This window comes from Luteimonas sp. MC1895, from assembly GCF_016457215.1.
Lineage (GTDB): Bacteria > Pseudomonadota > Gammaproteobacteria > Xanthomonadales > Xanthomonadaceae > Luteimonas.
Window position 1 is genome coordinate 1,176,022 of sequence record NZ_JAEMDY010000001.1, and the last position, 22,439, is coordinate 1,198,460.

The 22,439-nt window shown below is 71.6% G+C and carries 20 protein-coding genes; 7 read left to right on the forward strand and 13 right to left on the reverse strand.

Features of this window, described 5'->3' with window-relative positions:
- Positions 1–13: 13 nt before the first annotated feature.
- The 5 genes from JG616_RS05225 to JG616_RS05245 all read right to left on the reverse strand — a co-directional run bounded on the left by JG616_RS05225 (position 14) and on the right by JG616_RS05245 (position 5,369).
- Complete coding sequence (locus tag JG616_RS05225) at positions 14–1,267, reverse strand: cysteine desulfurase (RefSeq protein WP_199391871.1); 1,254 nt, start codon at positions 1,265–1,267, stop codon at positions 14–16.
- Positions 1,264–2,535 (reverse strand): Fe-S cluster assembly protein SufD, encoded by a 1,272-nt coding sequence (gene sufD / locus JG616_RS05230; protein WP_199391872.1) that lies wholly within the window; start codon positions 2,533–2,535, stop codon positions 1,264–1,266. Before sufD ends, JG616_RS05225 begins: the two co-directional genes overlap by 4 nt.
- Positions 2,532–3,302, reverse strand: a complete 771-nt coding sequence (gene sufC, locus JG616_RS05235; protein ID WP_199391873.1) for a Fe-S cluster assembly ATPase SufC — start codon at positions 3,300–3,302, stop codon at positions 2,532–2,534. Before sufC ends, sufD begins: the two co-directional genes overlap by 4 nt.
- 97 nt (positions 3,303–3,399) lie before the next feature.
- Complete coding sequence (gene sufB, locus JG616_RS05240; protein WP_199391874.1) at positions 3,400–4,887, reverse strand: Fe-S cluster assembly protein SufB; 1,488 nt, start codon at positions 4,885–4,887, stop codon at positions 3,400–3,402.
- A gap of 17 nt (positions 4,888–4,904) precedes the next feature.
- Positions 4,905–5,369: an SUF system Fe-S cluster assembly regulator gene (locus JG616_RS05245; RefSeq protein WP_199391875.1), complete on the reverse strand. Its 465-nt coding sequence runs from the start codon at positions 5,367–5,369 to the stop codon at positions 4,905–4,907.
- 169 nt (positions 5,370–5,538) lie between these two features.
- Here JG616_RS05245 and JG616_RS05250 point away from each other — a divergent pair, with 169 nt between their 5' ends.
- Positions 5,539–6,036: an SET domain-containing protein gene (locus JG616_RS05250; RefSeq protein WP_199360512.1), complete on the forward strand. Its 498-nt coding sequence runs from the start codon at positions 5,539–5,541 to the stop codon at positions 6,034–6,036.
- A gap of 24 nt (positions 6,037–6,060) precedes the next feature.
- Here the strand turns inward: JG616_RS05250 and JG616_RS05255 are convergent, their stop codons facing one another.
- The 6 genes from JG616_RS05255 to fusA all read right to left on the reverse strand — a co-directional run bounded on the left by JG616_RS05255 (position 6,061) and on the right by fusA (position 11,370).
- Positions 6,061–6,831 carry a hypothetical protein gene (locus tag JG616_RS05255; RefSeq protein ID WP_199360514.1) on the reverse strand — a complete coding sequence of 257 codons (771 nt, stop codon included), beginning with the start codon at positions 6,829–6,831 and terminating at the stop codon, positions 6,061–6,063.
- 68 nt (positions 6,832–6,899) lie between these two features.
- Positions 6,900–7,331: a hypothetical protein gene (locus JG616_RS05260; RefSeq protein WP_199360516.1), complete on the reverse strand. Its 432-nt coding sequence runs from the start codon at positions 7,329–7,331 to the stop codon at positions 6,900–6,902.
- Between the two features lie 64 nt (positions 7,332–7,395).
- A complete protein-coding gene (locus JG616_RS05265; protein ID WP_199360519.1) occupies positions 7,396–7,971 on the reverse strand; it encodes a M23 family metallopeptidase in 576 nt (191 codons plus the stop codon).
- Between the two features lie 2 nt (positions 7,972–7,973).
- A complete protein-coding gene (locus tag JG616_RS05270) occupies positions 7,974–8,618 on the reverse strand; it encodes a tellurite resistance TerB family protein (protein ID WP_199391876.1) in 645 nt (214 codons plus the stop codon).
- Between the two features lie 150 nt (positions 8,619–8,768).
- A complete protein-coding gene (locus JG616_RS05275; protein WP_199360523.1) occupies positions 8,769–9,164 on the reverse strand; it encodes an HU family DNA-binding protein in 396 nt (131 codons plus the stop codon).
- Positions 9,165–9,306: 142 nt separating this feature from the next.
- A complete protein-coding gene (gene fusA, locus JG616_RS05280) occupies positions 9,307–11,370 on the reverse strand; it encodes an elongation factor G (protein ID WP_199360526.1) in 2,064 nt (687 codons plus the stop codon).
- A 215-nt stretch (positions 11,371–11,585) separates the two neighbouring features.
- On the opposite strand from fusA, the gene JG616_RS05285 reads away from it, so the two are divergent.
- From JG616_RS05285 to JG616_RS05295, 3 genes are all read left to right on the forward strand, one after another.
- A complete protein-coding gene (locus tag JG616_RS05285) occupies positions 11,586–12,017 on the forward strand; it encodes an OsmC family protein (protein WP_199391877.1) in 432 nt (143 codons plus the stop codon).
- Between the two features lie 129 nt (positions 12,018–12,146).
- Entirely contained in the window at positions 12,147–12,839 is a 693-nt protein-coding gene (locus tag JG616_RS05290) for a glycine zipper 2TM domain-containing protein (protein WP_199391878.1), read from the forward strand.
- Positions 12,840–12,926: 87 nt separating this feature from the next.
- Positions 12,927–14,624, forward strand: coding sequence for an amidohydrolase (locus JG616_RS05295; protein ID WP_199391879.1), 1,698 nt, complete (start codon positions 12,927–12,929; stop codon positions 14,622–14,624).
- 205 nt (positions 14,625–14,829) lie between these two features.
- Here JG616_RS05295 and JG616_RS05300 read toward each other — a convergent pair whose 3' ends face one another.
- A complete protein-coding gene (locus tag JG616_RS05300) occupies positions 14,830–15,705 on the reverse strand; it encodes a PhzF family phenazine biosynthesis protein (protein WP_199391880.1) in 876 nt (291 codons plus the stop codon).
- Between the two features lie 110 nt (positions 15,706–15,815).
- On the opposite strand from JG616_RS05300, the gene JG616_RS05305 reads away from it, so the two are divergent.
- Genes JG616_RS05305 through murD form a run of 3 tightly spaced genes read left to right on the forward strand, consistent with a single transcriptional unit; the run spans position 15,816 to position 21,248 of the window.
- Positions 15,816–18,416 (forward strand): bifunctional aspartate kinase/diaminopimelate decarboxylase, encoded by a 2,601-nt coding sequence (locus JG616_RS05305; protein ID WP_199391881.1) that lies wholly within the window; start codon positions 15,816–15,818, stop codon positions 18,414–18,416.
- Positions 18,413–19,783 carry a UDP-N-acetyl-alpha-D-muramoyl-L-alanyl-L-glutamate epimerase gene (gene murL, locus JG616_RS05310; protein WP_199360534.1) on the forward strand — a complete coding sequence of 457 codons (1,371 nt, stop codon included), beginning with the start codon at positions 18,413–18,415 and terminating at the stop codon, positions 19,781–19,783. The genes JG616_RS05305 and murL overlap by 4 nt, the downstream gene beginning before the upstream one ends.
- A complete protein-coding gene (gene murD / locus JG616_RS05315; protein ID WP_199391882.1) occupies positions 19,764–21,248 on the forward strand; it encodes a UDP-N-acetylmuramoyl-L-alanine--D-glutamate ligase in 1,485 nt (494 codons plus the stop codon). The genes murL and murD overlap by 20 nt, the downstream gene beginning before the upstream one ends.
- A gap of 100 nt (positions 21,249–21,348) precedes the next feature.
- Here murD and JG616_RS05320 read toward each other — a convergent pair whose 3' ends face one another.
- On the reverse strand, positions 21,349–22,356 hold the full coding sequence (locus tag JG616_RS05320; RefSeq protein ID WP_199360538.1) for a polyprenyl synthetase family protein: 1,008 nt from the start codon (positions 22,354–22,356) through the stop codon (positions 21,349–21,351).
- Between the last annotated feature and the right edge of the window lie 83 nt (positions 22,357–22,439).

Genomic DNA, 22,439 nt, shown 5'->3' on the forward strand with positions numbered 1-22,439 from the left:
CCCGCCGATAGCGTCACGCCAGCAGGCGGCGCACCTTGCGCAGCGCCACGATGAACGCCTCGATCTCGTCGTGGGTGTTGTAGAAGGCCAGCGATGCGCGGCAGGTGGCGGTGACGCCCAGCCACTCCAGCAGCGGGTGCGCGCAGTGCTGGCCGGAGCGCACCGCCATGCCCTCGAGGTCGAGCAGCGTCGCGAGGTCGTGCGAATGCACGCCGTCGATGGCGAAGGACACCACCGCGGCCTTGCCCGGCGCGGTGCCGAAGACGCGCAGGCCGTCGACCCTGGCGAATTCCTCGTCGAGGTGCGCCAGCAGCGCCTGCTCGCGCGCTTCGACCTCCGCCATGCCGATGCCGGAAAGATAGTCGACCGCCGCGCCCAGGCCGACGAAGCCGGCGATGTTGGGCGTGCCGGCCTCGAACTTGCGCGGCGGATCGTTGAACACGGTGCCGCCGTCCAGCCGCACTTCCTTGATCATCTCGCCACCGCCGATGAAGGGCGGCATGGCCTCGAGGTGCTCGCGACGCGCCCACAGGGCGCCGGTGCCGGTGGGCGCGCACATCTTGTGGCCGGTGAGCGCGTAGAAGTCGCAGCCGATGGCGGCGACGTCGACCGGGCGGTGCGGCAGGGCCTGGGAGCCATCGACCACGGTAACGATGCCGCGCTTGCGGGCCTCGCGGCAGATGTCGGCGACCGGATTGACGGTGCCCAGCACGTTGCTGACGTGGGCGACGGCGAGCAATGTCACGTCGCCGGTCATCTTCGCGCGCAGCATGGCAAGGTCGAGGCTGCCGTCGGGCAGCAGGTCCACCACCTCGATCCGCGCGCCGGTGCGCTGCGCCACCAGCTGCCAGGGCACGATGTTGGCGTGGTGCTCCATCCGCGTGAGCAGGATCGTGTCGCCGGCCTTCAGCCGCGGCAGCGCCCACGAATACGCGACCAGGTTGATCGCGAAGGTGGTGCCGCTGGTGAGGACCAGGTCGTCCGCGCGGACGTTGATGAAACGGGCCAGCTTCGCGCGCGCGCCTTCGTAGGCTTCCGTCGCCTCGCTGCCCAGCTGGTGCACGGCGCGGCTGACGTTGGCGTTGTGGCGGCTGTAGAAATCGTTGACCGCCGTGATCACCGTCGCCGGCTTCTGCCCGGTGTTGGCGGAATCGAAGTAGACCAGCGGCTTGCCGTGGACCTCGCGCTGCAGCAGCGGGAATTCGGCCCTGACGGCTGCCCAGTCCACGGTGGAACCCGGCGTGGCCTGCTCGCCAGGCAGGCTCATCCCAGCGCCTGCGCGTCGATGGCCCGGTCCAGCCGCGCTTCCAGCATCTCGCGCATCGCCGGCGCCTGCACCACCGAGAGCAGCGGTTCGCGCACGAAGGCGGCGGTCAGGAGCGCGCGCGCTTCAGGCTCCGGGAGCCCGCGCGTGCGCAGGTAGAACATCGCGTCGGCATCCAGCTCGCCCACGGTGGCGCCGTGCGCCGCGGTCACCTCGTCGGCGTGGATCACCAGCACCGGCTGGGTGTCGATCTCGGCGGTGTCGGACAGCAGCAGGTTCTTGTTCGACAGGCGCGCATCGGTGCCGTCGGCGCCTTCGCGGATCTCGATGCCGCCATGGAACACGGCGCGGCCGCGGCCTGCGGCCATGCCGCGCCAGCCCAGTTCGCAGCGGGTGTCGCGGGCGATGTGCTCGATGCCCAGGCGGGTGTCAAGGTGGCGGCGGCCCGAGGCCAGCAGCACGCCGTTCGCCACGAGCTCGGCGCGGTCGCCTTCCAGACGCACGTTGAGCTCGTGGCGCGAGAGTGCGGCGCCCAGCTCGAGGTCGAGGCGGCGGTAGCTGGACTCGCGCGCCAGCACCGCATCGGTGCGGGTGAACAGAGTGGCGCGCGGTGACTCCTCCTGCACGCGTGCGTGGCGCAGCGTGGCGCCGGCCGCGAGGTGGACGTGCGCGATCGCGTTGCCGAGATGGGCGTGCTCGCCACCGGCGATGTGGTGCTCGACCACGGTCGCCGATGCGTTGCGGCGCAGCTCCAGCAGGTGGCGCGAATGCCAGGCCAGGTCGCCCTCGGCGGGCAGGCCGATGAAGACCAGGTGCACCGGCGGTTCGACCACCACGTCCTCGGCGATGCGCAGAACAGCGCCATCGTCGGCCAGCGCGGCGTTGAGGCGGGCAAAGACTTCGTCGGCGCGCTCGTAGCTGCGGGCAAGCACGTTGCTCTCGCGCGGGTCCGGATCCGCCAGCGCCCCGGCCATCGTCAGCAGGCGCGCGCCTTCGGGAAGGCCGGAGATGTCGGAGAGCGCGGCGTCGTAGCGACCGTTGGCGAACACCAGCCGCGGCGCGGGAATGCCGGCCACCAGCGCAGGATCGACCGCTGCGTGCGCCAGCACCGTGGGCGAGAAGCCGCGGCGCTCCAGCGCGCGCAGCGAGGTGTATTTCCAGGCTTCGCTGCGCGCGTGCGGCAGGCCGTCGCGCAGCGCGGCGTCAAGCGCTGCGCGCCGCGCGCCATCGCCGCTGAAGCCGGTGGACAGGGAGTCGAGCAGTGCGGTCATGACGCCACCGCCTCCGGCACCTTGCGTTCGCGCAGCCACTCGTAGCCCTGGGCTTCGAGCTGCAGGGCCAGCTCCGGGCCGCCGGACTCGACGATGCGGCCGTCGGCCAGCACGTGGACGCGGTCGGGCTTGATGTAGTCGAGCAGGCGCTGGTAGTGGGTGATCACCAGGAAGGCGCGGTCGGGCGAACGCAGCGCGTTGACGCCGTCGGCGACCTGGCGCAGGGCATCGATGTCGAGGCCGGAGTCGGTCTCGTCAAGGATCGCCAGCTTCGGCTGCAGCACCGCCATCTGGAAGATTTCGTTGCGCTTCTTCTCGCCGCCGCTGAAGCCTTCGTTGACGCCGCGGTGCAGCAGTTTGTCGTCGAGGTGCAGCACGCCGAGCTTCTCGCGCACCACCTTCAGGAACTGCATCGAATCCAGCTCCTCTTCGCCGCGCGCCTTGCGCTGCGCGTTAAGCGCGCTGCGCAGGAAGTAGGTGTTGTTTACGCCCGGGATCTCGACCGGGTACTGGAAGGCCAGGAACACGCCGGCCGCGGCGCGCTCCTCGGGCTCCAGCGCCAGCAGGTCGGCGCCCTCGAATTCGACGCCGCCGGCGGTGACCTCGTAGCCATCCCGCCCGGCGATGATGTTGCCCAGCGTCGACTTGCCGGCGCCGTTCGGACCCATGATGGCGTGGACTTCGCCCGGCTTCACCTCGAGCTCGAGGCCCTTGAGGATTTCGCGGCCGTCGCCGACGGTGGCGTGGAGGTTGCTGATCTTGAGCATTTCAAATCCCTGCTGGATCCCGCGGGATCCTGATGTGGTGTGTTTGTGTAGGAGCGGCCACGGCCGCGATCGCCTTCCCGGTCGCGAGGCGATGGCCTCAGCCCACCGACCCTTCCAGGCTCACCTCGAGCAGCTTCTTCGCCTCCACCGCGAACTCCATCGGCAGCTCGCGGAAGACCTGCTTGCAGAAGCCGTCGACGATCAGGCTGACCGCATCCTCTTCGCCCAGCCCGCGGCTGCGGCAATAGAACATCTGGTCGTCGCTGATCTTCGAGGTCGTGGCTTCGTGCTCGACGGTGGCGCTCGGGTTCTTCACCTCGATGTAGGGGAAGGTGTGCGCGCCGCAGGTCTTGCCGATCAGCAGGCTGTCGCACTGGGTGTAGTTGCGCGCACCCTCGGCGCCGGAACCGACCTTCACCAGGCCGCGGTAGGTGTTCTGGCCGTGGCCTGCGCTGATGCCCTTGCTGATGATCTTCGACTTGGTGCGCTTGCCGAGGTGGATCATCTTGGTGCCGGTATCGGCCTGCTGGCGGTGGTGGGTGAGGGCCACGGAATGGAACTCGCCAGACGAGTCGTCGCCCAGCAGCACGCAGCTCGGATACTTCCAGGTGATCGCCGAACCGGTCTCGACCTGGGTCCAGATCACCTTGCTGCGCGCACCACGGCACTCGGCGCGCTTGGTGACGAAGTTGTAGATGCCGCCGACGCCGTTCTCGTCACCGGGATACCAGTTCTGCACCGTCGAATACTTGATCTCGGCGTCATCGAGCGTGACCAGCTCCACCACTGCCGCGTGCAGCTGGTTCTCGTCGCGCATCGGCGCGGTGCAGCCCTCGAGGTAGGACACGTGCGAGCGCTCCTCCGCGATGATCAGCGTGCGCTCGAACTGGCCGGTGTGGCCGGCGTTGATGCGGAAATAGGTGCTGAGCTCCATCGGGCAGCGCACGCCCTTGGGGATGAACACGAACGAGCCGTCCGAGAACACCGCCGAGTTCAGCGCCGCGAAGTAGTTGTCACCTACCGGCACCACGGTGCCGAGGTACTTGCGCACCAGGTCCGGGTACTCCCGGATCGCTTCGGACATCGAGCAGAAGATCACGCCCTTCTCCGCAAGTTCCTTGCGGAAGGTGGTGCCGACCGAAACCGAGTCGAAGACCGCGTCCACGGCCACGCCGGCGAGCTTCGCGCGCTCGTGCAGCGGCACGCCGAGCTTGTCGTAGGTGTCGAGCAGTTCCTGCGGCACCTCGTCGAGCGACGCGTACTTCGGCCCCTTGGGCGCGGAGTAGTAGCTGATCGCCTGGAAGTCGATCGGCGCGATCGACAGCTTCGCCCAGTGCGGGACCGGCATGGTCAGCCAGTGGCGGTAGGCCGCCAGGCGCCATTCGGTCATCCACTCGGGCTCTTCCTTGATCGCGGACAGGGCGCGGACGGTGTCCTCGTCCAGGCCGGGCGGGAGCGAGTCCGACTCGATGTCGGTGACGAACCCGGCCTCGTACTTGCGGCCGAGCTGCTCGTGGATCGCCTCGTTCTGGAGCGGACGGTCGATGACGGAGTCTTCGGTGGGTGCTTCGATCTGGGTGGCCATTGCGGGCTGCCTGGTATTCAAACGGTGGCGAGGCGGGCGGGGATGCGACGCGGCGCTCCGGCCTCGGATTCGGGGTGGGATGGCGCTTCGAACATCTGCGCCAGGCTGACGCCACGCAGGGCGTCGGCCACGATGTCGTTGATGCGCCGCCAGTTGGCGCGCGCGCCACACTGCCCGGCGATGCCGCAGCTGACGTCCTCGAGGCTGCACTCGGTCATCGCCAGCGGACCCTCCATGGCCTCGACGATCGCGATCAGGCTGATCTCCGAGGCCGGCCGCGACAGGCGGTAGCCGCCATGCGCGCCGCGGAACGCTTCGAGCAGGCCGGCCTGCGCCAGCGGCTTGAGCACCTTGCTCACGGTCGGTGGTTCCAGCCCCGATCGCTCCGCCAGCTCCACCGCGCTGAGCACGCGATCGGGCTCCGTGGCGAGCACGGTCAGCACCACGGTGGCGTAGTCGGTGAGTCGGGTGACGCGCAGCATCCGGGATTCCTTCAATCAGGACCGAAATTGTACGCTTTTGCCTGCGCGCGTCCAAGCGGATCGCTGAACGACAGGTTTGCGCGGCGGCCGGGGCTGTCGCACGCGCTCGGTGGCGCACCGGCAGCGCCACGGCCACAATGGTGCTTTCCACTGCGAGACGAAGTCGCCGATGGCCAGCAAGGACACGTCCGACAGGACGAAGAGCAAGAAGATCGTCGCCCGCCGCTCGGAGATCCACGGCAACGGCGTCTTCGCCACCGAGGTCATCGAGAAGGGCGAGCGCATCGTTCGCTACAAGGGCCGGCTGCGGACCCATGACGAGGTCGACGAGGAATACGGCGAACTCGACGAGAATGGCCATACGTTCCTGTTCACCCTCAACGACGACTACGTCATCGACGGCAACCTCGACAGCGGCGTCGCGCGCTGGATCAACCACAGCTGCTCGCCCAACTGCGAGGCGGTGGTCGAAGAGGACGATCGCGACCGGCGGCACAAGGACAAGGTGTTCATCGAGGCCCTGCGGCGGATCAAGCCGGGCGAAGAGCTGACCTACAACTACGGCATCGTGCTCGACGAGCGGCACACGCCCAAGCTGAAGAAGCTGTGGGGCTGCCGCTGCGGCTCCGCGAAGTGCACCGGGACGATGCTGCAGCCGAAGCGCTGATCGCGCATCGGGCTGTAGGCCGGCTCAGGGCTGGTATTCGCGCAGCTCGGCCGAGGCGATGCGCCATGCGCGCTGCCCGGCACTGGCGCCGTCGGCCGTCGCCCGGCGCAGGACGTAGGCGCCCACGTAGCGCTGTTCGCGGCCATCGGCGCGGGTGGTGGTGACCGAGACCGGCACTTCGACATGGCGCGACCCGGCCGTGCCTTCCACGCGACCCGGCTCACCCGGCTGCACGCTGACGGCACGCGTGTCGGCGAAGCCGGCGGCGAACTGCTGCGGCGTCTGGCCGCTGCTGCGGCCGCCGTCCGACCACAGCGCATAGGCCTGCGCGTACTGGCCGGCGGCGATCGCGGCGTAGTAGGCGCGGACCACGGCGACGGCCTCGCCGGCCGCCGGCTCCGCGGCGTCGACCGCGGCGGGCAGCGCAGGCGACGCATCGGCCAGCGGGGCCGGCGGCTCGCCCACCAGCACCAGCGGCGGGTCGCCGGCAACCAGTCCGGCTTCCGGTTCGTCTTCCAGCGGCGGCAGGCCGTCGAGTGACGCGACTCCGGGAATCGGCACCACCATCGCCACGCCGTCCGCCGTCGTTGCCGCGGCCTGCGAACCGCCAAGTGGCACGTCGCCAGGGCCCGGACCATCCGGCATGCCGGTGACCGAGCCGATGGCCTGCGGGGCCGGCAGCGCCTCGAGTGCGTCGCCGCCCGCCGCCGCGCCCGGCGCAACCTCCTGCTTGCCGCCACAGGCCGCCAGGGCCAGGCACAGCAGGACGGGAACGAGAGGGCTTGCAGGACTCATGGCGGGACCGGGCGGCGGATGCAGGGGCAAACCATACCCGCGCGCGATGAACGCATCGTCAGCGCTGCTCAGGGCAGCGGCATGAGGACCCGGCGATGCGGCTGCAGCCAGGCCAGCAGCAGTCCCAGCAGCACCATGGCCGCCAGGTCGAGCGCCACCTGGCGCAGCATCAGCGACAGCGGCAGCGGCTGGGCGACGAAGGCCAGGATGTGCCAGGGCACGAACGAGACCAGCGCGATCGCCAGGCCAAAGCGCGCGCCGCGCGCGAGGTCGATGCCGTCGCTGGCGGGCATGCGCCGGTACAGCCACGTCATCGCGAGGCCCAGCAGCAGGTAGGCCGGCAGCACCCAGGCCGCATGGGCGTTGGCCTGTTCCTGGCTGCGGTAAAGCGCCGCCATCGCCTGGTAGTCCGCGCGCAGCAGCACGCCGTGGACGAGCATGCCGAGGATCAGCGCGGCGGCGGCCACGACGATCCCGCAGATCCAGAAGCGCTTGTCCATCCATCGTCCCCCGTGCATGCCTGCGCGACTGTCGAAGCCTAGCGCCAAGGGCAGGCGGCGTCGATCACGGTGCGGGTGCCGACGCGGCCGCGTCCGCGGTTCCGGTCGCGGCGCGCAGCAGCGGCAGCGGGTCGATGGCGCCGTCGCTGGCGTAGATCCCGTAGTGCAGGTGCGGTGGCGTGCCGCGCGCGTTGCCGGTGTCGCCGACGCTGCCGAGCACGCTGCCTTCGGCGACGACGTCACCTTCCGCCAGGCCCGGCGCCCAGTCGTCGAGATGCGCGTAGTAGTGGCGCTGGCCCGCCGGGCCGAGCACCCAGACCTGGCGCCCGCCGAGGCCGCCCTCGCGCACCGACGACACGATGCCGCGCGTCGCGCTGAGCACGTCGGTCCCGCGCGCGGCGAAGATGTCCACGCCCTGGTGCGTGCGGTCGCGCCCGCGCGGGGCACCGAAGGTATCGGCCACCCGGCGGGCCTCGACGCCGTCGACCGGCATGGCCACCGCCGCGGGCGGCGGCATCCGCGACAGCTCCCACAGCGTCCGCGGCCTGGCCATGAAGGGCTGTCGCCAGGCCCAGTCGGCGATGACCGCCAGCGCGGCCAGCACCAGCAGCCAGATGGCCAGGCGCAGGAGGCCGCGCATCCTCAGGCGCGCTGGAGCTCGTGCTCGAGGCGCCGGCGCAGCGCGTCGTCGATCCCGAGCTGGCGCGCGAGCTCGTCGAGGTAGGCGCGCTCCATGAAGTTCTGCTCGTCCGCGGCCATGAGGCTGGCGAGGTACATCTCCGAGGCGATCTCCGGCGTGGCCGCGGCGCGTGCGACGTCCGCGGGATCCAGCGGCTTGGCCAGTTCGACGTGCAGCCACTGCTGCACGTCGCGGTCGGGGTTGAGGCGGGCGAATTCGCCCTCGATGACGCCGCGCTCGCGTTCGTCGATGTGGCCGTCGGCCTTCGCCGCGCCCACCAGTGCACGCAGGATCGCCTCGCTGTGCAGGGCGGCCTGCGGCGGCGGCAGGCGGTCGACCGTCTGCGGCTGGACGCCCGTCGCACCCTGCTGCGCCTGGTAGTCGCCGTAGGCGCGGTAGGCCATCACCCCGATCGCGGCAAGCCCGCCATAGGTGGCCAGCTTGCGCGTGGTCTTGTTCTTGCCGAGCAGGAGGCCGAGCGCGCCACCGCTGATCGCGCCCTTGCCGAAGTCGGCGTTGAGCAGGCCGCCGGCCGGCGACTGCCCGCCGCTGCCGGCGGGAGAGGACTGGGACTTCAGGAGATGGTCAAGAAAGCCTTGCAGGTTCATTCGCGTTCCAGGACATGGTTTGCGGGGCCGGCGTGCTGCCGGGACGCGCCAAGCATGCACGAGGCGGCGTCTGGGCCGCGTTGCGGACCCCGGAAACGACTCGGGACGGCAATGCCGTCCCGAGCAGTTCGAAGCGGTGGCGCGTCGCGATCAGACGGCGGCGTCCTTGAGCTTCTTCAGCGGGCGCACCTTCACCTTGACCGAGGCCGGCTTGGCGGCGAACCACTGCTCTTCCTTGGTGAAGGGGTTGATGCCCTTGCGCTTCGCCTTGGCGGGCACCTTGACCGACGTGATCTTCAGCAGGCCGGGCAGGGTGAAGCTGCCGACGCCCTTCTTGCTGATCGAACCATGCACCGCGCCTTCCAGCGCGGACATCACCGCGCGGACGTCCTTCGCGGCGACGCCGGTGGACTCGGCGATGTGGGACACCAGGCCCGACTTGGTCAGGGCTTCCTTGATCGCCTTCGGAGCGGCGGCCGGCTTGGCAGCGGCGGCGGCCTTCTTCGGGGCGGCTTTCTTCACCGCCTTGGTTGCTTTCTTCGCCATGTGAGTGTGATTCCGTTTATCGGTAGATGGGATGTCGGCCGACCCCGTCGGCAAATGCAATGTAGGGCATGCCCGGGGCTGCGCCAAGTGGGAAAGCGCAGAAAACCTAGGGTTTCGCAGGCGTTGGCATCCTGGGGCCGTGTCAATCGTCCTCGTGGCCAGGGTGCCAGGCCTCGGCGAGCTTCTGCTGCAGCGGCGCCGGGACCGGCTCGTAATGGCTGAAATCAAGGGAATAACGCCCGCGTCCCGCGGTCACCGACTGCAGCTCGGCGGGGTAGCCATCGAGTTCCGACAGCGGCACCTGGGCCTTGACCACGATGTCGCCGCCGCGCGCGGCATCGGTGCCGACGATGCGTGCGCGGCGGCTTGCAAGCCCGCCGCTGATGTCGCCCATGTGCACGTCGGGCGCGGTCACCACCAGGTCGACGATCGGTTCGAGCACCTTCGGCGATGCCTTGGCCACCGCGTCCAGGAAGGCCTTGCGGCCGGCCGTGGCGAACGCGACCTCCTTGCTGTCGACCGGGTGGTGCTTGCCGTCGTGCACGACGACGCGCACGTCCTGGATCGGGTGCCCGGCGACGGCGCCGCTGGCGAGTGCCTGGCGCACGCCCTTTTCCACCGCGGGAATGAACTGCCCGGGGATGGTGCCGCCCTTCACCGCATCGACGAACTCGAAGCCGGCACCGCGGGGAAGCGGTTCGACGCGCAGCATCACCTCGCCGAACTGGCCGGCGCCGCCGGTCTGCTTCTTGTGCCGGTGGTGGCCTTCGGCGGTGCCACCGATGGTTTCGCGATAGGCGATGCGTGGCGGGCGCGACTGCACCTCGACGCCGTGGCGCTCGCGCAGGCGGTCGAGCTGGATGCGCAGATGCAGTTCGGACAGCCCGCGCACCACCGTCTCGTGGGTGTCGGGGTCCTGCTCGACCTGGAAGCAGGGATCCTCCTCGGAGAGTTTGTGCAGCGCGGTGGCCAGCTTCTGTTCCTGGCCGCGGCTCCCGGCCTCGACCGCCAGCCCGAACATCGGCCGCGGGTATTCCATCGGCGCCAGGTGGATGTGGTCCTCGTCGTGGCTGTCGTGCAGCACGGCGTCGAAGTGCAACTCGTCCACCTTGGCCACCGCGGCGATGTCGCCGGGCACCGCCTGCTCGATCTCGATGTGCTCGCGGCCGTGGATGCGGTACAGGTGCGCGACCTTGAAAGGCTTGCGGCCGTCGTCGACGTACAGCGGCTGGTCGCGCCTGACCGTGCCCTGGTGCACGCGGAAGATGCCCAGCTTGCCGACGAAGGGGTCGTTGACGATCTTGAAGATGTCCGCGATCACGTGCGCCGACGGATCGGGTCGCGATGCGACCGCTTCGGTCGCGTCGCCCACCCCGCGGCGGAACGGCGGCGGGTTGGCCTCGCCCGGATGCGGGAACAGGCTGGCGATGGCGTCGAGCAGTTCGGCCACGCCCGTCCCGGTCCGTGCCGACGCGAAGCACACCGGCACCAGGTGGCCCTCGCGCAGGCACTGTTCGAAGGCGTCATGCAGTTCCTGGCGGCCCAGCGCGCCCTCGCCGCCGTCGAGGTAGTGCTCCATCACCGATTCGTCGACCTCGACCACCTGGTCGAGGATGCGCCGGTGCCAGTCGGCCACCGGTCCGAGGTCGCTGTCGCCGCCCTCGCCGGCGAAGCAGTCGACCACGCGGGTGCCGCCGCCTGCGGGCAGGTTGACCGGCAGCACGACGGGGCCGAATTCCGCGCGCAGTTCGTCGAGCAGGCGTGCGCAGTCGGCGCCCTCGGCGTCGATGCGGTTGACCACGACCGCGCGGCACAGTCCACGTCGCGCGGCGTGGTCCATGATCCGCCGCGTGCCGTGGCCGATGCCGGCGGCCGCATCGACCACCACCGCCACCGTGTCCGCCGCCGACAGCGCCGACAGCGCCGCGCCGCGGAAATCCGGATAGCCGGGCGTGTCGAGCAGGTTGAGGTGGACGCGCGTGCCATCGGGTGCGGCGTGCTCGACGGCCGCGATCGCCGCGTCGATCGAGTGGCCGCGCGTGCGCTCCTGGGGATCGAAGTCGGACACGGTGCTGCCGCGTTCGATGCTGCCTGCCGCCTGGAGGGTGCCGCCGGCATGCAGCAGGGCTTCGAACAGGGTGGTCTTGCCGGCGCCGGGATGGCCTGCAAGGGCCACGTTGCGGAGGGTTTCCGTTGCATGGGACATGGGTCCGTTTCTCCCTGGCTGGGATGGAAAGGACGTCATGGCTGTCCGTCGCATGCTGCGACCGGGCCTGCGAGCGGCGGGCGGTCATGGCGGCACCGCACAGTAGCGCGGCCGCCGCGCGGGCGTCGCGTTGCGACGCAGCATCCGCGGCGGCAGACACCCGCGTAACGACGGCGGCCCTACGGTGGCAGGCCGACGCAAAGAGGAGCAGACACATGGGAATCTCACGCAAGGCCACGGCGCACTGGGAGGGCGACCTCAAGTCCGGCCGCGGCACGATCAGTACCCCCGCCAGCGGACTGATGCAGGACACGCGCTACGGCTTCAACAGCCGCTTCGGCGACGAAAAGGGCACCAACCCCGAAGAGCTGATCGCCGCCGCGCATGCCGGCTGCTTCACCATGGCGCTGGCCAATGCGCTGGCCGAGGCGGGCCATCCGGCCGAGTCGCTCGACTCGCGCGCGGAAGTCGACCTGTCGATGGAGGGTGGGCCGACGATGAGCGCGATTCGGCTCTATACCAGGGCCAGGGTGCCGGGGATCGACGAGGCCAGGTTCCGCGCGGTGGCCGACGACGCGAAGACCAACTGTCCGGTGTCCAAGGCGCTGTCGGCGGTGCCGATCACGCTGGAGGCGGAACTGCTTTGACGTTCTGACGCGCCGCAGGATGAATGAAGGGGCCTGATGCCGGAGCCCGGGCCGTCCGGTTCAGCCTCGCGTTAGCGCCCAGGACCTAGCGTGGCTGCGCTGCGCCCTTTTGGCGCGGGGAGTCCTGCCATGCGTCCAGTCGCGTCCGTCCTCGCCCTCGGCCTTGCGCTTGTCGCCGGTCCTGCCCCGGCGCAGGCGCTGGGCTTCGACTCCGGCGTTCCGCGGTATGACCGCCATGGGCAATACGACCGCGACGGCGCCGGGCAGGACGGCTACTACGACGACGCGCGCGTGCTGCGCGTGGACCCGGTGTTCGACGACGGCCGCGTGGCCACGTCCGACCCGCGCTGCCGGACCCGCCAGGACTCCTACGTGGAGGACGATGGCCGCGATGGCTATCGCGACCCCTATGGCGCTGACCGCTACGGCCGCGATGGCGATGCGTATGACCGCTACGGCAGCGACCGGCGCGACGCGAACGGCCGCATGGTCGCGACCGTCGTTGGCGGCGTGGTCGGCGCCGTGCTGGGCAGCAAGGTAGGTGGCGGCTCCGGCCGCTACGCCACGTCCGCCCTGGGCACGATGGTCGGCGGCATGGCCGGACGCGAGATCTACGATGCGGCCCGGCGCGACCGCTACGCGCGCACGGGGCAGGTCACGGTCTGCGATCCGGTGCCGGTGGGCGATGCGGCCGGCGAGCGCTACGGCGGCGTCGAGGCCTACGACGTGACCTACGAGTACGGCGGCCGCCAGTACAGTACGCGCACCGGATACCACCCCGGCGACACCATCCGCGTGCGGGTGGACGTGCGCCCGGAGTAGGCGCGCGGGTCGGTCGCACGCGGGTTCGGCATTGCCCTGCACGACGATCGTGGACATAGTCGGCGGATCCTCCATGGAGTCCGCCGCATGCGCCGCATCCATCCCGCCGTCCTCGCGCCCGTCTCCATGGGCATCCTCCTGGCGCTGTCCGCACCTTCCGTCGCGGCCGATGGCGAGCGGCTGCTGACCGCCGCGCGCATCCACACGTCCGACGCGACGACGCCGGTCGCCACGGCGATCGTCTGGGATGCGGAGGGTCGCCTCGTGGCCGTTGGCGACGCCGCGGCGCTGGCCGCGCGGCATCCCGGGGCGGAACGCATCGACGCCGGCGATGCCACGGTGATCCCGGGGTTGATCGACGCCCATGCGCACCTGGTCGGACTCGGGCATGCGCTGATGCAGGCCGACCTCGTCGGCGCGCGCAGCACGGATGAAGTCGTCGAGCGGCTGCAGGCGTTTGCGCGGGACCTGCCGGCCGAGGCCTGGCTGATGGGTCGCGGCTGGGACCAGAACCTGTGGCCCGACACCGCCTTCCCGACGGCGGCCGTGCTCGACGCCGCCTTCCCGGACCGCCCCGTGGTGCTGGAGCGCATCGATGGCCACGCCACCTGGGCCAACAGCGCGGCGATGCGTGCGATCGAACGCGACCTCGCGGGCGACTGGCAGCCCGATGGCGGCCTGGTGCTGCGCGAGGACGGCAAGCCGACCGGCGTCTTCGTCGACATGGCCGCCAACCTGGTCTACGCCGCCGCGCCCGAGCCTGACGCGCAGTGGCAGGAGCAGGCCTTCGCGCGCGCGCTGGAACACGTGGCGAGCCTCGGCCTGACCGGCGTGCACGACATGGGCAGCAGCGACGACGGCTTCGCGCTGATGCGCCGGTTTGCCGACCGCGGCGCGCTGAGCGTGCGCGTGCAGGCCTATGCCAGCCGCGGTGCAGGGGCAATCGCGGCGGTTTGCCGCGACGGGGCCTATCGCCATCCGTCGGGGCGGCTGGACATGCGCGGCGTCAAGCTGATGATCGACGGCGCGCTTGGCAGCCGCGGCGCCGCGCTGATCGAGGACTACAGCGACGACCCCGGCAACCGCGGCCTGCTGGTGCAGGACGAGGCCGGCTTCGAGGCCGCGGTGCGCAGCGCGCAGGACTGCGGCCTGCAGGTGGCGACGCATGCCATCGGCGATCGCGGCAACCGCATCGTGCTCGACACCTATGCGCGCGTGTTGGGCGAGCGCGCCGGCATCGACCATCGCTGGCGCGTCGAACATGCGCAGGTGATGGCGCCGGGCGACATCGGGCGCTTCGCCGGGCTGCGCCTGGTGGCGTCGATGCAGCCGACCCACGCGACGTCCGACATGGGCTGGGCCGGCGACCGCCTGAACGAGGCGCGGCTGGCCGGCGCCTACGCCTGGCGCAGCTTTGTCGAGGCCGGCGTGCCGCTGGCGCTGGGCTCGGATTTCCCGGTGGAGTTCGCCGATCCACGGCTGGGCCTGCTCGCCGCGGTGACGCGCCAGGACGTGCATGGGCAGCCGCCTGGCGGCTGGCTGCCGGGACAGGCGCTGACCGCAGCCGAAGCGCTGCATGGCTTCACCGCGGGCGCGGCCTGGGCGGCGTTCGACGAGGACCGGGTCGGCCGGCTGGCGCCGGGGCTGCGCGCGGACTTCGTGATCCTCGACCGCGATCCACTGGCGGTGCCGTCGGGCGAGCTCGATGCGCTGCAGGTGCGCTCGACCTGGGTCGACGGCAAGCCCGTCTACGAAGCAAAGACACCCCTGCAAGCGCGGCTGTAGGAGCGGCTAAAGCCGCGATCGCCCCGGCCGGAGTCTTTCGCAAGCGCCGATCGCGGCCATGGCCGCTCCTACAGGGAAGCCAAACCACCCTTGCAGGAGCAGCTGTAGGAGCGGCTACAGCCGCGATCGCCCTGGCCGGAGTCTTTCGCAAGCGCCGATCGCGGCCATGGCCGCTCCTACAGGTGGGATGTCGCCCCGGCGTGCGTCACCAGTCCAGCGTGCCGTTCACCACCGTGCGCGCGCGCCCGCCGGACCAGACTTCGCCGGCTTCGTCCACGCGCAGCTCGATGATCGCGTCGTGTCCGACCTCGCGGCCCTGGCTGATGCGGTAGAAGCCGCCGTCGCCGGGGAGCGCGTCGCGCTCGGCGAGCCACGCCGCCAGGGTCGCGTTGGCGGCGCCCGAGGCCACGTCCTCGAAGGTGCCGGTGGCGCCGACCCAGGCGCGCACCGCCAGGTAATAGACCGGGTCCTCGCTGCGCGCGAACACGCACAGGCCCATGCTGCCGCTGGCCTCGGCCAGCGCGCTGATCGCCGCCCAGTCGGGCACCGCCGATCGCAGCTCGGCCTCGTCGCGCAGCTCGGCCAGCCACCAGCGGCGGCCACCATCCATCAGTACCGGTGGCAGCTGGCCGGTGGCGAGACCCGCCAGCGCGTCGCGCAGGCGCGGGTCGGCGGCCTCGGCCACTTCCACCACGCTGGCCCGCGGCGTGCGCACGGCCACGGTCCGCTTGCGGCCCTCGCCATCCACGCGCAGTGGCAGTTCGCCGACAGCACAGGACTGCACCAGTACGCCGTCGCGCGCGGCCACCAGGCCGCGATCGAGCAGCACGTGCGCGGTGCCGACGCTGGGGTGGCCGGCGAACGGCACCTCGCGGCGCGGGCTGAAGATGCGCACCGCGTAGTCGGCGGTCGGCGTGGGGGAGGGGAAGACGAAGGTCGTTTCCGGCAGCCGCGTCCAGCGCGCGATCGCCTGCATGTCGGCATCGTTGAGGCCGCGGGCGTCGGGCACGACGGCGAGCGGATTGCCGGCGCCGGGGCGGTCGCCGAAGACGTCGAGCTGGACGTAGGGACAGGCGGGCATCTCGGGGTCCATCGCGGGGCGCGCCAGTGTAGCCGCGACGGCGCTGGCCGGCCGGCCGCGCGGCGCTAGAATCGCAGGCCTTGCCCGATCCCCGGGCCACGCGGATTCCCATGCACGCCAATTCCCGACCCGAACCCTGGATCGTGCTCAAGTTCGGCGGCACCTCGGTCTCCTCGCGCGAACGCTGGGACACCATCGGCCGCCTGGCCGCCGGGCGCGCGGCCGAGGGCCGTCGCGTGCTGGTGGTGGTCTCGGCGCTGTCGGGCGTGACCAATGCGCTCACCGCGATCAGCGAGGGCGCGGGCGACGCGCGGGCGCAGGTCGATGCCCTGGTCGAGCGGCACCGCGCCTTCGCGGCGGCGCTGGACCTCGACCCCGCGGTGATCGACGAACGCCTGGACGTGCTGCGCACCCTGGTGGCCGAGCCGCGCGCCACGCGCCGTCCGCTGGACTGGCAGGCGGAGGTGCTGGCCCAGGGCGAACTGCTGTCGTCGACGCTCGGCGCCGCCTACCTGCGCGCCCGTGGCCTGGCCTTCGGCTGGTGCGACGCGCGCGACTGGCTGCACGCCGTGGCCCTGCCCAACCAGAACGACTGGGCGCGGCGGCTGTCGGTGGCCTGCCGGCGCGAGGCCGATGCCGACTGGCGCGCGCGCTTCGCCGCGCAGCCGGCGCCGATGCTGCTGACCCAGGGCTTCATCGCGCGGCACGAGGACGGCGGCAGCGCCATCCTCGGTCGCGGCGGCTCCGACACCTCGGCCGCCTGCTTCGGCGCGCTGCTGGGCGCGGAGCGCGTCGAGATCTGGACCGACGTGCCCGGCATGTTCAGCGCCAACCCGCGCGAGGTGCCCGACGCGCGCCTGCTCACGCGCCTGGACTATGCCGAGGCGCAGGAGATCTGCACCACCGGGGCCAAGGTGCTGCATCCGCGCGCGATCAAGCCCTGCCGCGAGGCCGGCGTGCCGATCGCGATCCTCGACACCGCGCGCCCGGACCTGCCCGGAACCCGCATCGACGGCGGCCCGGACACCGTGCCCGGGGTCAAGGCCATCTGCCGCCGCGACGGTGTGGTGCTGGTGTCGATGGAAACCATGGGCATGTGGCAGCAGGTCGGGTTCCTCGCCGACGTCTTCGAATGCTTCCGCCGCCACGGGCTCTCGGTCGACCTGATCGGTTCCTCGGAAACCAACGTGACCGTGTCGCTGGACCCGAACGAGAACCTGGTCAGCACCGACGTGATCGCGCGGCTCTCCGAGGACCTCGCCCGCAGCTGCCGGCTGAAGGTGATCGCGCCCTGCAGCGCGATCACCCTGGTCGGACGCGGCATGCGCTCGCTGCTGCACCGGTTGTCCGGCGTCTGGGCGACCTTTGACCGCGAGCGCGTGCACCTGATTTCGCAGTCGTCCAACGACCTCAACCTGACCTTCGTGATCGACGAGGCCGACGCCGATGGCCTGATGCAGGAGCTGCACGACGGGCTGATCGCCAGCGGCGCCATGCCGGTGCGCGAGGCCGAGGTCTTCGGCCCGCGCTGGCGCGAGCTCGAGGGCCGGCTGCGCCGCCGCCCGGCACCCTGGTGGCAAGGCCGGCGCGCCGAGCTGCTGGCGCTGGCCGCCGGGGGCACGCCGCGCTATGCGTACGACCTCGGCACGGTGCGCGCCCGCGCGCGCCAGCTCCGCGCGGTGCAGGCGGTGGACCGGCGCTTCTTCGCGATCAAGGCCAATCCGCACCCGGACATCCTGCGGGTGCTGGTGGAGGAGGGCTTCGGCCTGGAGTGCGTCTCGGCCGGCGAGCTGGCGCACGTGTTCTCGGCGCTGCCGGGCCTCGATCCGGCGCGCGTGCTGTTCACGCCGAGCTTCGCGCCGGTCGACGAGTACGCCGACGCCTTCGCGCGCGGCGTCAACGTCACCCTGGACAACGTCGAGGCGCTGCAGCGCTGGCCGCACGTGTTCCGCGGCCGCGCGCTGTGGCTGCGGGTCGACCTGGGCCGCGGCGACGGCCACCACGCGAAGGTGGTCACCGGCGGCCTGGCGTCGAAGTTCGGCCTGCAGGTGGACCGTGTCGAAGCCTTCCTCGAAGCCGCGCGCGTGCTGGACGTGCGCGTGACCGGCCTGCACGCGCACCTGGGCAGCGGCGTCGATACCCCCGACCACTGGCGCGCGGTCTGCGACGAGCTCGGCGGGATCGCCGGTCGCATCGGCAGCATCGACACCATCGACATCGGCGGCGGCCTGCCGATTCCCTACCGCGAGGACGACGAACCCTTCGACCTCGACGGCTGGGCCGCGGGCCTGGCCGAGGTCAAGGCGGCCTATCCGGGCTACCGGCTGGCGATCGAGCCCGGCCGCTTCCTCGTGGCCGAATCCGGCGTGCTGCTGCTCACCGCGACCCAGGTGGTGGAGAAGGGCGGAATCCGCCGCGTCGGCGCCGACGCGGGCATGAACGCGCTGATGCGGCCGACGCTTTACGACGCCTGGCACGACATCCACAACCTGTCGCGCGGCGACGGCGGCGAGCCTGTGGCCTTCGACGTGGTGGGTCCGATCTGCGAATCCGGCGACGTGCTCGGCCAGCACCGGCCGCTGCCTTCCGACACCGCCCCCGGCGACGTGCTGCTGGTCGCCGACGCCGGCGCCTACGGCATGGCCATGGCGAACACCTACAACCTGCGCGCGCTGCCTGCAGAAAGCGTGCTCGTGGAGACCGAGCAATGAACAACGTGTTCGATCGCGAGGCGATCCGGACCTTCCGCTTCGTCGACTGCGGCTTCGATGCCGACACCGGCGTCGCGCGCCTGGCCTATGCCTTCGACGACGGCCCCGACCTGGTGGAAACCGTGACCCTGCCGGGCGCGCCGTTCGCGCTCGACGCCGCGCGCGCGCGCGCGGCGATGCAGGCGCTGCGCCTGCTGCACCTGGTCGCCGGCGTCAGCTACTACAAGGCGGCCGTGCCGCGCGACATCCGCATCGACGGCTATGGCATCGACGGGGCGACCGCGGCGCTGCTGGAGGACGTGTACCTGCAGGGGCTGGGCGAGTTCGCCTACCGCAACGGGCTGGAGCTGCACGGCCGGATCCGCTTCCCGCGCACGGACGCTGCGGACACCGCATCCGCTGCCGGGGCCAAGCCGCTCGGCCTGCGCCGGCACGCCCTGGTCGCCATCGGCGGCGGCAAGGACTCGCTGGTCTCGATCGAGGCGCTGCGCGCCGCCGGCATCGCGCAGACCGTGGCCTGGATTGGCGGCTCGCAGCTGATCGCCGCCTGCGCCGCGCGCACCGGGCTGCCTACGCTCAATATCCAGCGCCAGCTGGCGCCGGAGCTGTTCGAGTACAACCGCCAGGGCGCGTACAACGGCCATATCCCGGTGACCGCGATCAACTCGGCGATCCTCGCCTTCGCCGCCATCGTGCTCGACGCGGACCAGGTGGTGTTCTCCAACGAGCGCTCGGCCAGCTACGGCAGCCTGATCGAGGGCACCGGCGAGGTGAACCACCAGTGGTCGAAGGGCTGGGCGTTCGAACAGGCGCTGGCGGGCTACCTCCAGCGCGAGGTCGCCGCCGACCTGCGCTACTACTCGCTGCTGCGGCCGCTGTCGGAGCTGGCGGTGGCCCGCCAGTTCGCGAAGATCGACCGCTACGACGCCTGGTTCTCCAGCTGCAACCGCAACTTCCACCTGCTCGGCGAACGTCCGACCAGCCGCTGGTGCGGCGTCTGCCCGAAGTGCCACTTCGTCTTCCTGGCGCTGGCGCCGTTCATGCCCAAGCCCAGGCTGGTGGGCATCTTCGGGCGCAACCTGCTCGACGACGAGGCGCAGGTGCCGGGCTACGACGCGCTGATGGAGTACCGCGACCACAAGCCCTTCGAGTGCGTGGGCGAGGCGCGCGAATCTCGCGCGGCGATGGCCGCCCTGGCGGCGCGCCCGGAGTGGCGCGAGGACGCGGTGGTCGTGCGCTTCCGCGAGGTGATCCTGCCGCAGCTCGGCGGCGAGGACCTGGCGATCGCGCCGCTGCTGGTGCCCGATCCCGAGCACGGCATCCCCGAGGTCGTCTGGAGCCGCCTGCATGCGTATTTCGCAGCTTGAGGGCCGGCGGGTCGCGCTCTGGGGCTGGGGACGCGAGGGACGCGCCGCCTACCAGGCGCTGCGCGCGCGGCTGCCGGCGCAGCCGCTGACGCTGTTCTGCAGCGTCGAGGAGGCCGTGGCCGCGGACGCTCTGGGCGACGGCCTGCTGGCGGTCGAGACGGATGCCAGCGCCGGCGCCCTGTCGGGATTCGAGGTGGTGGTGAAGTCGCCGGGCATCAGCCCCTATCGGCCGGAGGCGCTGGTCGCGGCGCACGCCGGCACGGCCTTCATCGGCGGCACGGCGCTGTGGTTCGGCGAGCGCGTGGCCGACGGCGAGGTGGCCCGCGGCGTCGTGTGCGTGACCGGGACCAAGGGCAAGAGCACCACGACCGCGCTGCTCGCGCACCTGCTGCGCGCCGGCGGCGTGCGCACGGCGCTGGCGGGCAACATCGGCCTGCCGCTGCTCGAGGTGCTGGACGACCGGGCCGATGCCTGGGCGGTGGAGCTGTCGAGCTACCAGACCGGCGACGTCGCCGCGGGCGGCGTTCGCCCGGACGTGGCGGTGGTGACCAACATCTTCCCCGAGCACCTCGACTGGCATGGCAGCGAGGACCGTTACGTCGAGGACAAGCTGGCGCTGGTGACGCGGGCCAGGCCGCGCGTGGCGGTGCTGAACGCCACGGACCCCCGGCTGGCGCGACTCGCCGCCGGGCTGGATCCGGCGACCACGCTGCGCTGGTACGGCCGCGAGGACGGCTGGCACCTGCGCGGCGACGTGCTCCATCGCGGCGATACCGCCCTGTTCGATACCCGCGGCGTGCCGCTGCCCGGGCGCCACAACCGCGGCAACCTCTGCGCCGCGCTGGCGGCGATCGAGGCGCTGGGGCATGACGCGGCGGCGCTGGCGCCGGCGGTGCGCGGCTTCCGCCCGCTGCCACACCGCCTGCAGCCGCTCGGCGAGCGCGACGGCATCGCCTGGGTGAACGATTCGATCAGCACCACCCCGCACGCCACGCTCGCCGCGCTCGACGTGTATCGCGACCGCCGCGTCGCACTGCTGGTGGGCGGACACGATCGCGGGCTGGACTGGTCGGGCTTCGCCGCGGAAATGCGCCGCCAGGCGCCCTCGGTGATCGTGACCATGGGCCACAACGGGCCGCGCATCCATGCGCTGCTGGCGGAGATGGCGGAGGCCGGCGGCTTCGCGTTGCGCGCGGCCGGCGACCTGGCCAGCGCGGTGGAGGCGGCACGCCATGCGCTGGCGACCCGCGGCGGCGGTCGCGGCGGGAGCGATGGCGGCGACGGCGACGGCGACGGCGACGCGGCCGCGGGCGAGGTCATGCTGCTCTCGCCGGGCGCGCCGAGCTTCGGCGCCTACCGCGACTACGTCGAGCGCGGCCGCGACTTCGCGCGCCTGGGCGGCTTCGATCCGGAGGCGATCGCCGCGATTCCGGGGCTCGGCATTTCGGCCTCGAATCCGGCCTGACCCTCGCTCGAAGGACCGTGTAGGAGCGGCTATAGCCGCGATCGGGGTACCCGCAAGATCCGGTCGCGGCTATAGCCGCTCCTACAGTGTTGGAGGCGCCTCAGGCGCCGCGGTCGACGGCGTGCCGGACCAGGCCGCGCAGGGCGGCCACGGAGGGGCCGTCGTCCAGGCCGTCGAGCGCGGCCTCGGCCAGCGCGGCGTATTCGCGGGCGCGGGCGATGCTGTAGTCGAGGCCGCCGCTCGCGTGGATCGCGGCCACCGCCTCCTCCAGCGCGTCCACGTCCCCCGCTTCCACGATCGTGCGCAGGCGCGCCCGCAGGGCGTCGTCGGCGCGGGCCATGGCGTGGATCAGCGGCAGGGTCATCTTGCCTTCGGCCAGGTCGTCGCCCAGGTGCTTGCCGAGCGCGGCCTCGTCGGCGCTGTAGTCGAGCACGTCGTCGGCGATCTGGAAGGCGATGCCGAGGTTGAGCCCGTAATCGTGCAGGCGCTGCTGCACCTCGTCGCTTGCGCCGGACAGCAACGCGCCCAGGCGGGTGGCGGCGGCGAACAGGATCGCGGTCTTGCGCTCGATCACCCGCAGGTAGGCGGCCTCGTCCACGTCCGGATTGCGCACGTGCAGCAGCTGCAGCACCTCGCCCTCGGCGATGCGGTTGGTGGTGTCGGCCAGGATCTCCTGGATCGGCATCGAGCCCAGCTCGACCATGAGCTGGAAGCTGCGCGAGTACAGGAAGTCGCCGACCAGCACGCTGGCGGCATTGCCGAACACCGCATTGGCAGTGCTGCGGCCGCGGCGCAGGTCGGATTCGTCGACCACGTCGTCGTGCAGCAGGGTCGAGGTGTGGATGAACTCCACCACCGCCGCCAGCTGGTGCGCGTCCGGGCCCTGGTGGCCGAGCGCCCGGGCGGCAAGCAGCAGCAGCATCGGACGCAGGCGCTTGCCGCCGCCGGCGACGATGTGCTCGGCCACCTGGTTGACCAGGACCACGTCGGAGGCCAGACGGCGGCGGATCAGGGCGTCGACCGCGGCCATGTCGGCGGCGACATGGGCCTGGACCTCGGAGAGCGGCAGGGCGGGGCGGGGCGGGGCGGCCTGGGAGTCGGGGTCCATGCGCGGGCGTGGTTCGGGGGGCGCCCATTATAGGCGCCGGGTAGCCTTCGGCCCCGGGCGGCGTTGTCCCACCCGCGCGCGCG

Excerpts from the sequence above, each read along its gene's own strand:
- JG616_RS05225 (WP_199391871.1), bottom strand. The coding sequence starts at position 1,267 with ATGAGCCTGCCTGGCGAGCAGGCCACGCCGGGTTCCACCGTGGACTGG.
- sufD (WP_199391872.1), bottom strand. The coding sequence starts at position 2,535 with ATGACCGCACTGCTCGACTCCCTGTCCACCGGCTTCAGCGGCGATGGC.
- sufC (WP_199391873.1), bottom strand. The coding sequence starts at position 3,302 with ATGCTCAAGATCAGCAACCTCCACGCCACCGTCGGCGACGGCCGCGAA.
- sufB (WP_199391874.1), bottom strand. The coding sequence starts at position 4,887 with ATGGCCACCCAGATCGAAGCACCCACCGAAGACTCCGTCATCGACCGT.
- JG616_RS05245 (WP_199391875.1), bottom strand. The coding sequence starts at position 5,369 with ATGCTGCGCGTCACCCGACTCACCGACTACGCCACCGTGGTGCTGACC.
- JG616_RS05250 (WP_199360512.1), top strand. The coding sequence starts at position 5,539 with ATGGCCAGCAAGGACACGTCCGACAGGACGAAGAGCAAGAAGATCGTC.
- JG616_RS05255 (WP_199360514.1), bottom strand. The coding sequence starts at position 6,831 with ATGAGTCCTGCAAGCCCTCTCGTTCCCGTCCTGCTGTGCCTGGCCCTG.
- JG616_RS05260 (WP_199360516.1), bottom strand. The coding sequence starts at position 7,331 with ATGGACAAGCGCTTCTGGATCTGCGGGATCGTCGTGGCCGCCGCCGCG.
- JG616_RS05265 (WP_199360519.1), bottom strand. The coding sequence starts at position 7,971 with ATGCGCGGCCTCCTGCGCCTGGCCATCTGGCTGCTGGTGCTGGCCGCG.
- JG616_RS05270 (WP_199391876.1), bottom strand. The coding sequence starts at position 8,618 with ATGAACCTGCAAGGCTTTCTTGACCATCTCCTGAAGTCCCAGTCCTCT.
- JG616_RS05275 (WP_199360523.1), bottom strand. The coding sequence starts at position 9,164 with ATGGCGAAGAAAGCAACCAAGGCGGTGAAGAAAGCCGCCCCGAAGAAG.
- fusA (WP_199360526.1), bottom strand. The coding sequence starts at position 11,370 with ATGTCCCATGCAACGGAAACCCTCCGCAACGTGGCCCTTGCAGGCCAT.
- JG616_RS05285 (WP_199391877.1), top strand. The coding sequence starts at position 11,586 with ATGGGAATCTCACGCAAGGCCACGGCGCACTGGGAGGGCGACCTCAAG.
- JG616_RS05290 (WP_199391878.1), top strand. The coding sequence starts at position 12,147 with ATGCGTCCAGTCGCGTCCGTCCTCGCCCTCGGCCTTGCGCTTGTCGCC.
- JG616_RS05295 (WP_199391879.1), top strand. The coding sequence starts at position 12,927 with ATGCGCCGCATCCATCCCGCCGTCCTCGCGCCCGTCTCCATGGGCATC.
- JG616_RS05300 (WP_199391880.1), bottom strand. The coding sequence starts at position 15,705 with ATGCCCGCCTGTCCCTACGTCCAGCTCGACGTCTTCGGCGACCGCCCC.
- JG616_RS05305 (WP_199391881.1), top strand. The coding sequence starts at position 15,816 with ATGCACGCCAATTCCCGACCCGAACCCTGGATCGTGCTCAAGTTCGGC.
- murL (WP_199360534.1), top strand. The coding sequence starts at position 18,413 with ATGAACAACGTGTTCGATCGCGAGGCGATCCGGACCTTCCGCTTCGTC.
- murD (WP_199391882.1), top strand. The coding sequence starts at position 19,764 with ATGCGTATTTCGCAGCTTGAGGGCCGGCGGGTCGCGCTCTGGGGCTGG.
- JG616_RS05320 (WP_199360538.1), bottom strand. The coding sequence starts at position 22,356 with ATGGACCCCGACTCCCAGGCCGCCCCGCCCCGCCCCGCCCTGCCGCTC.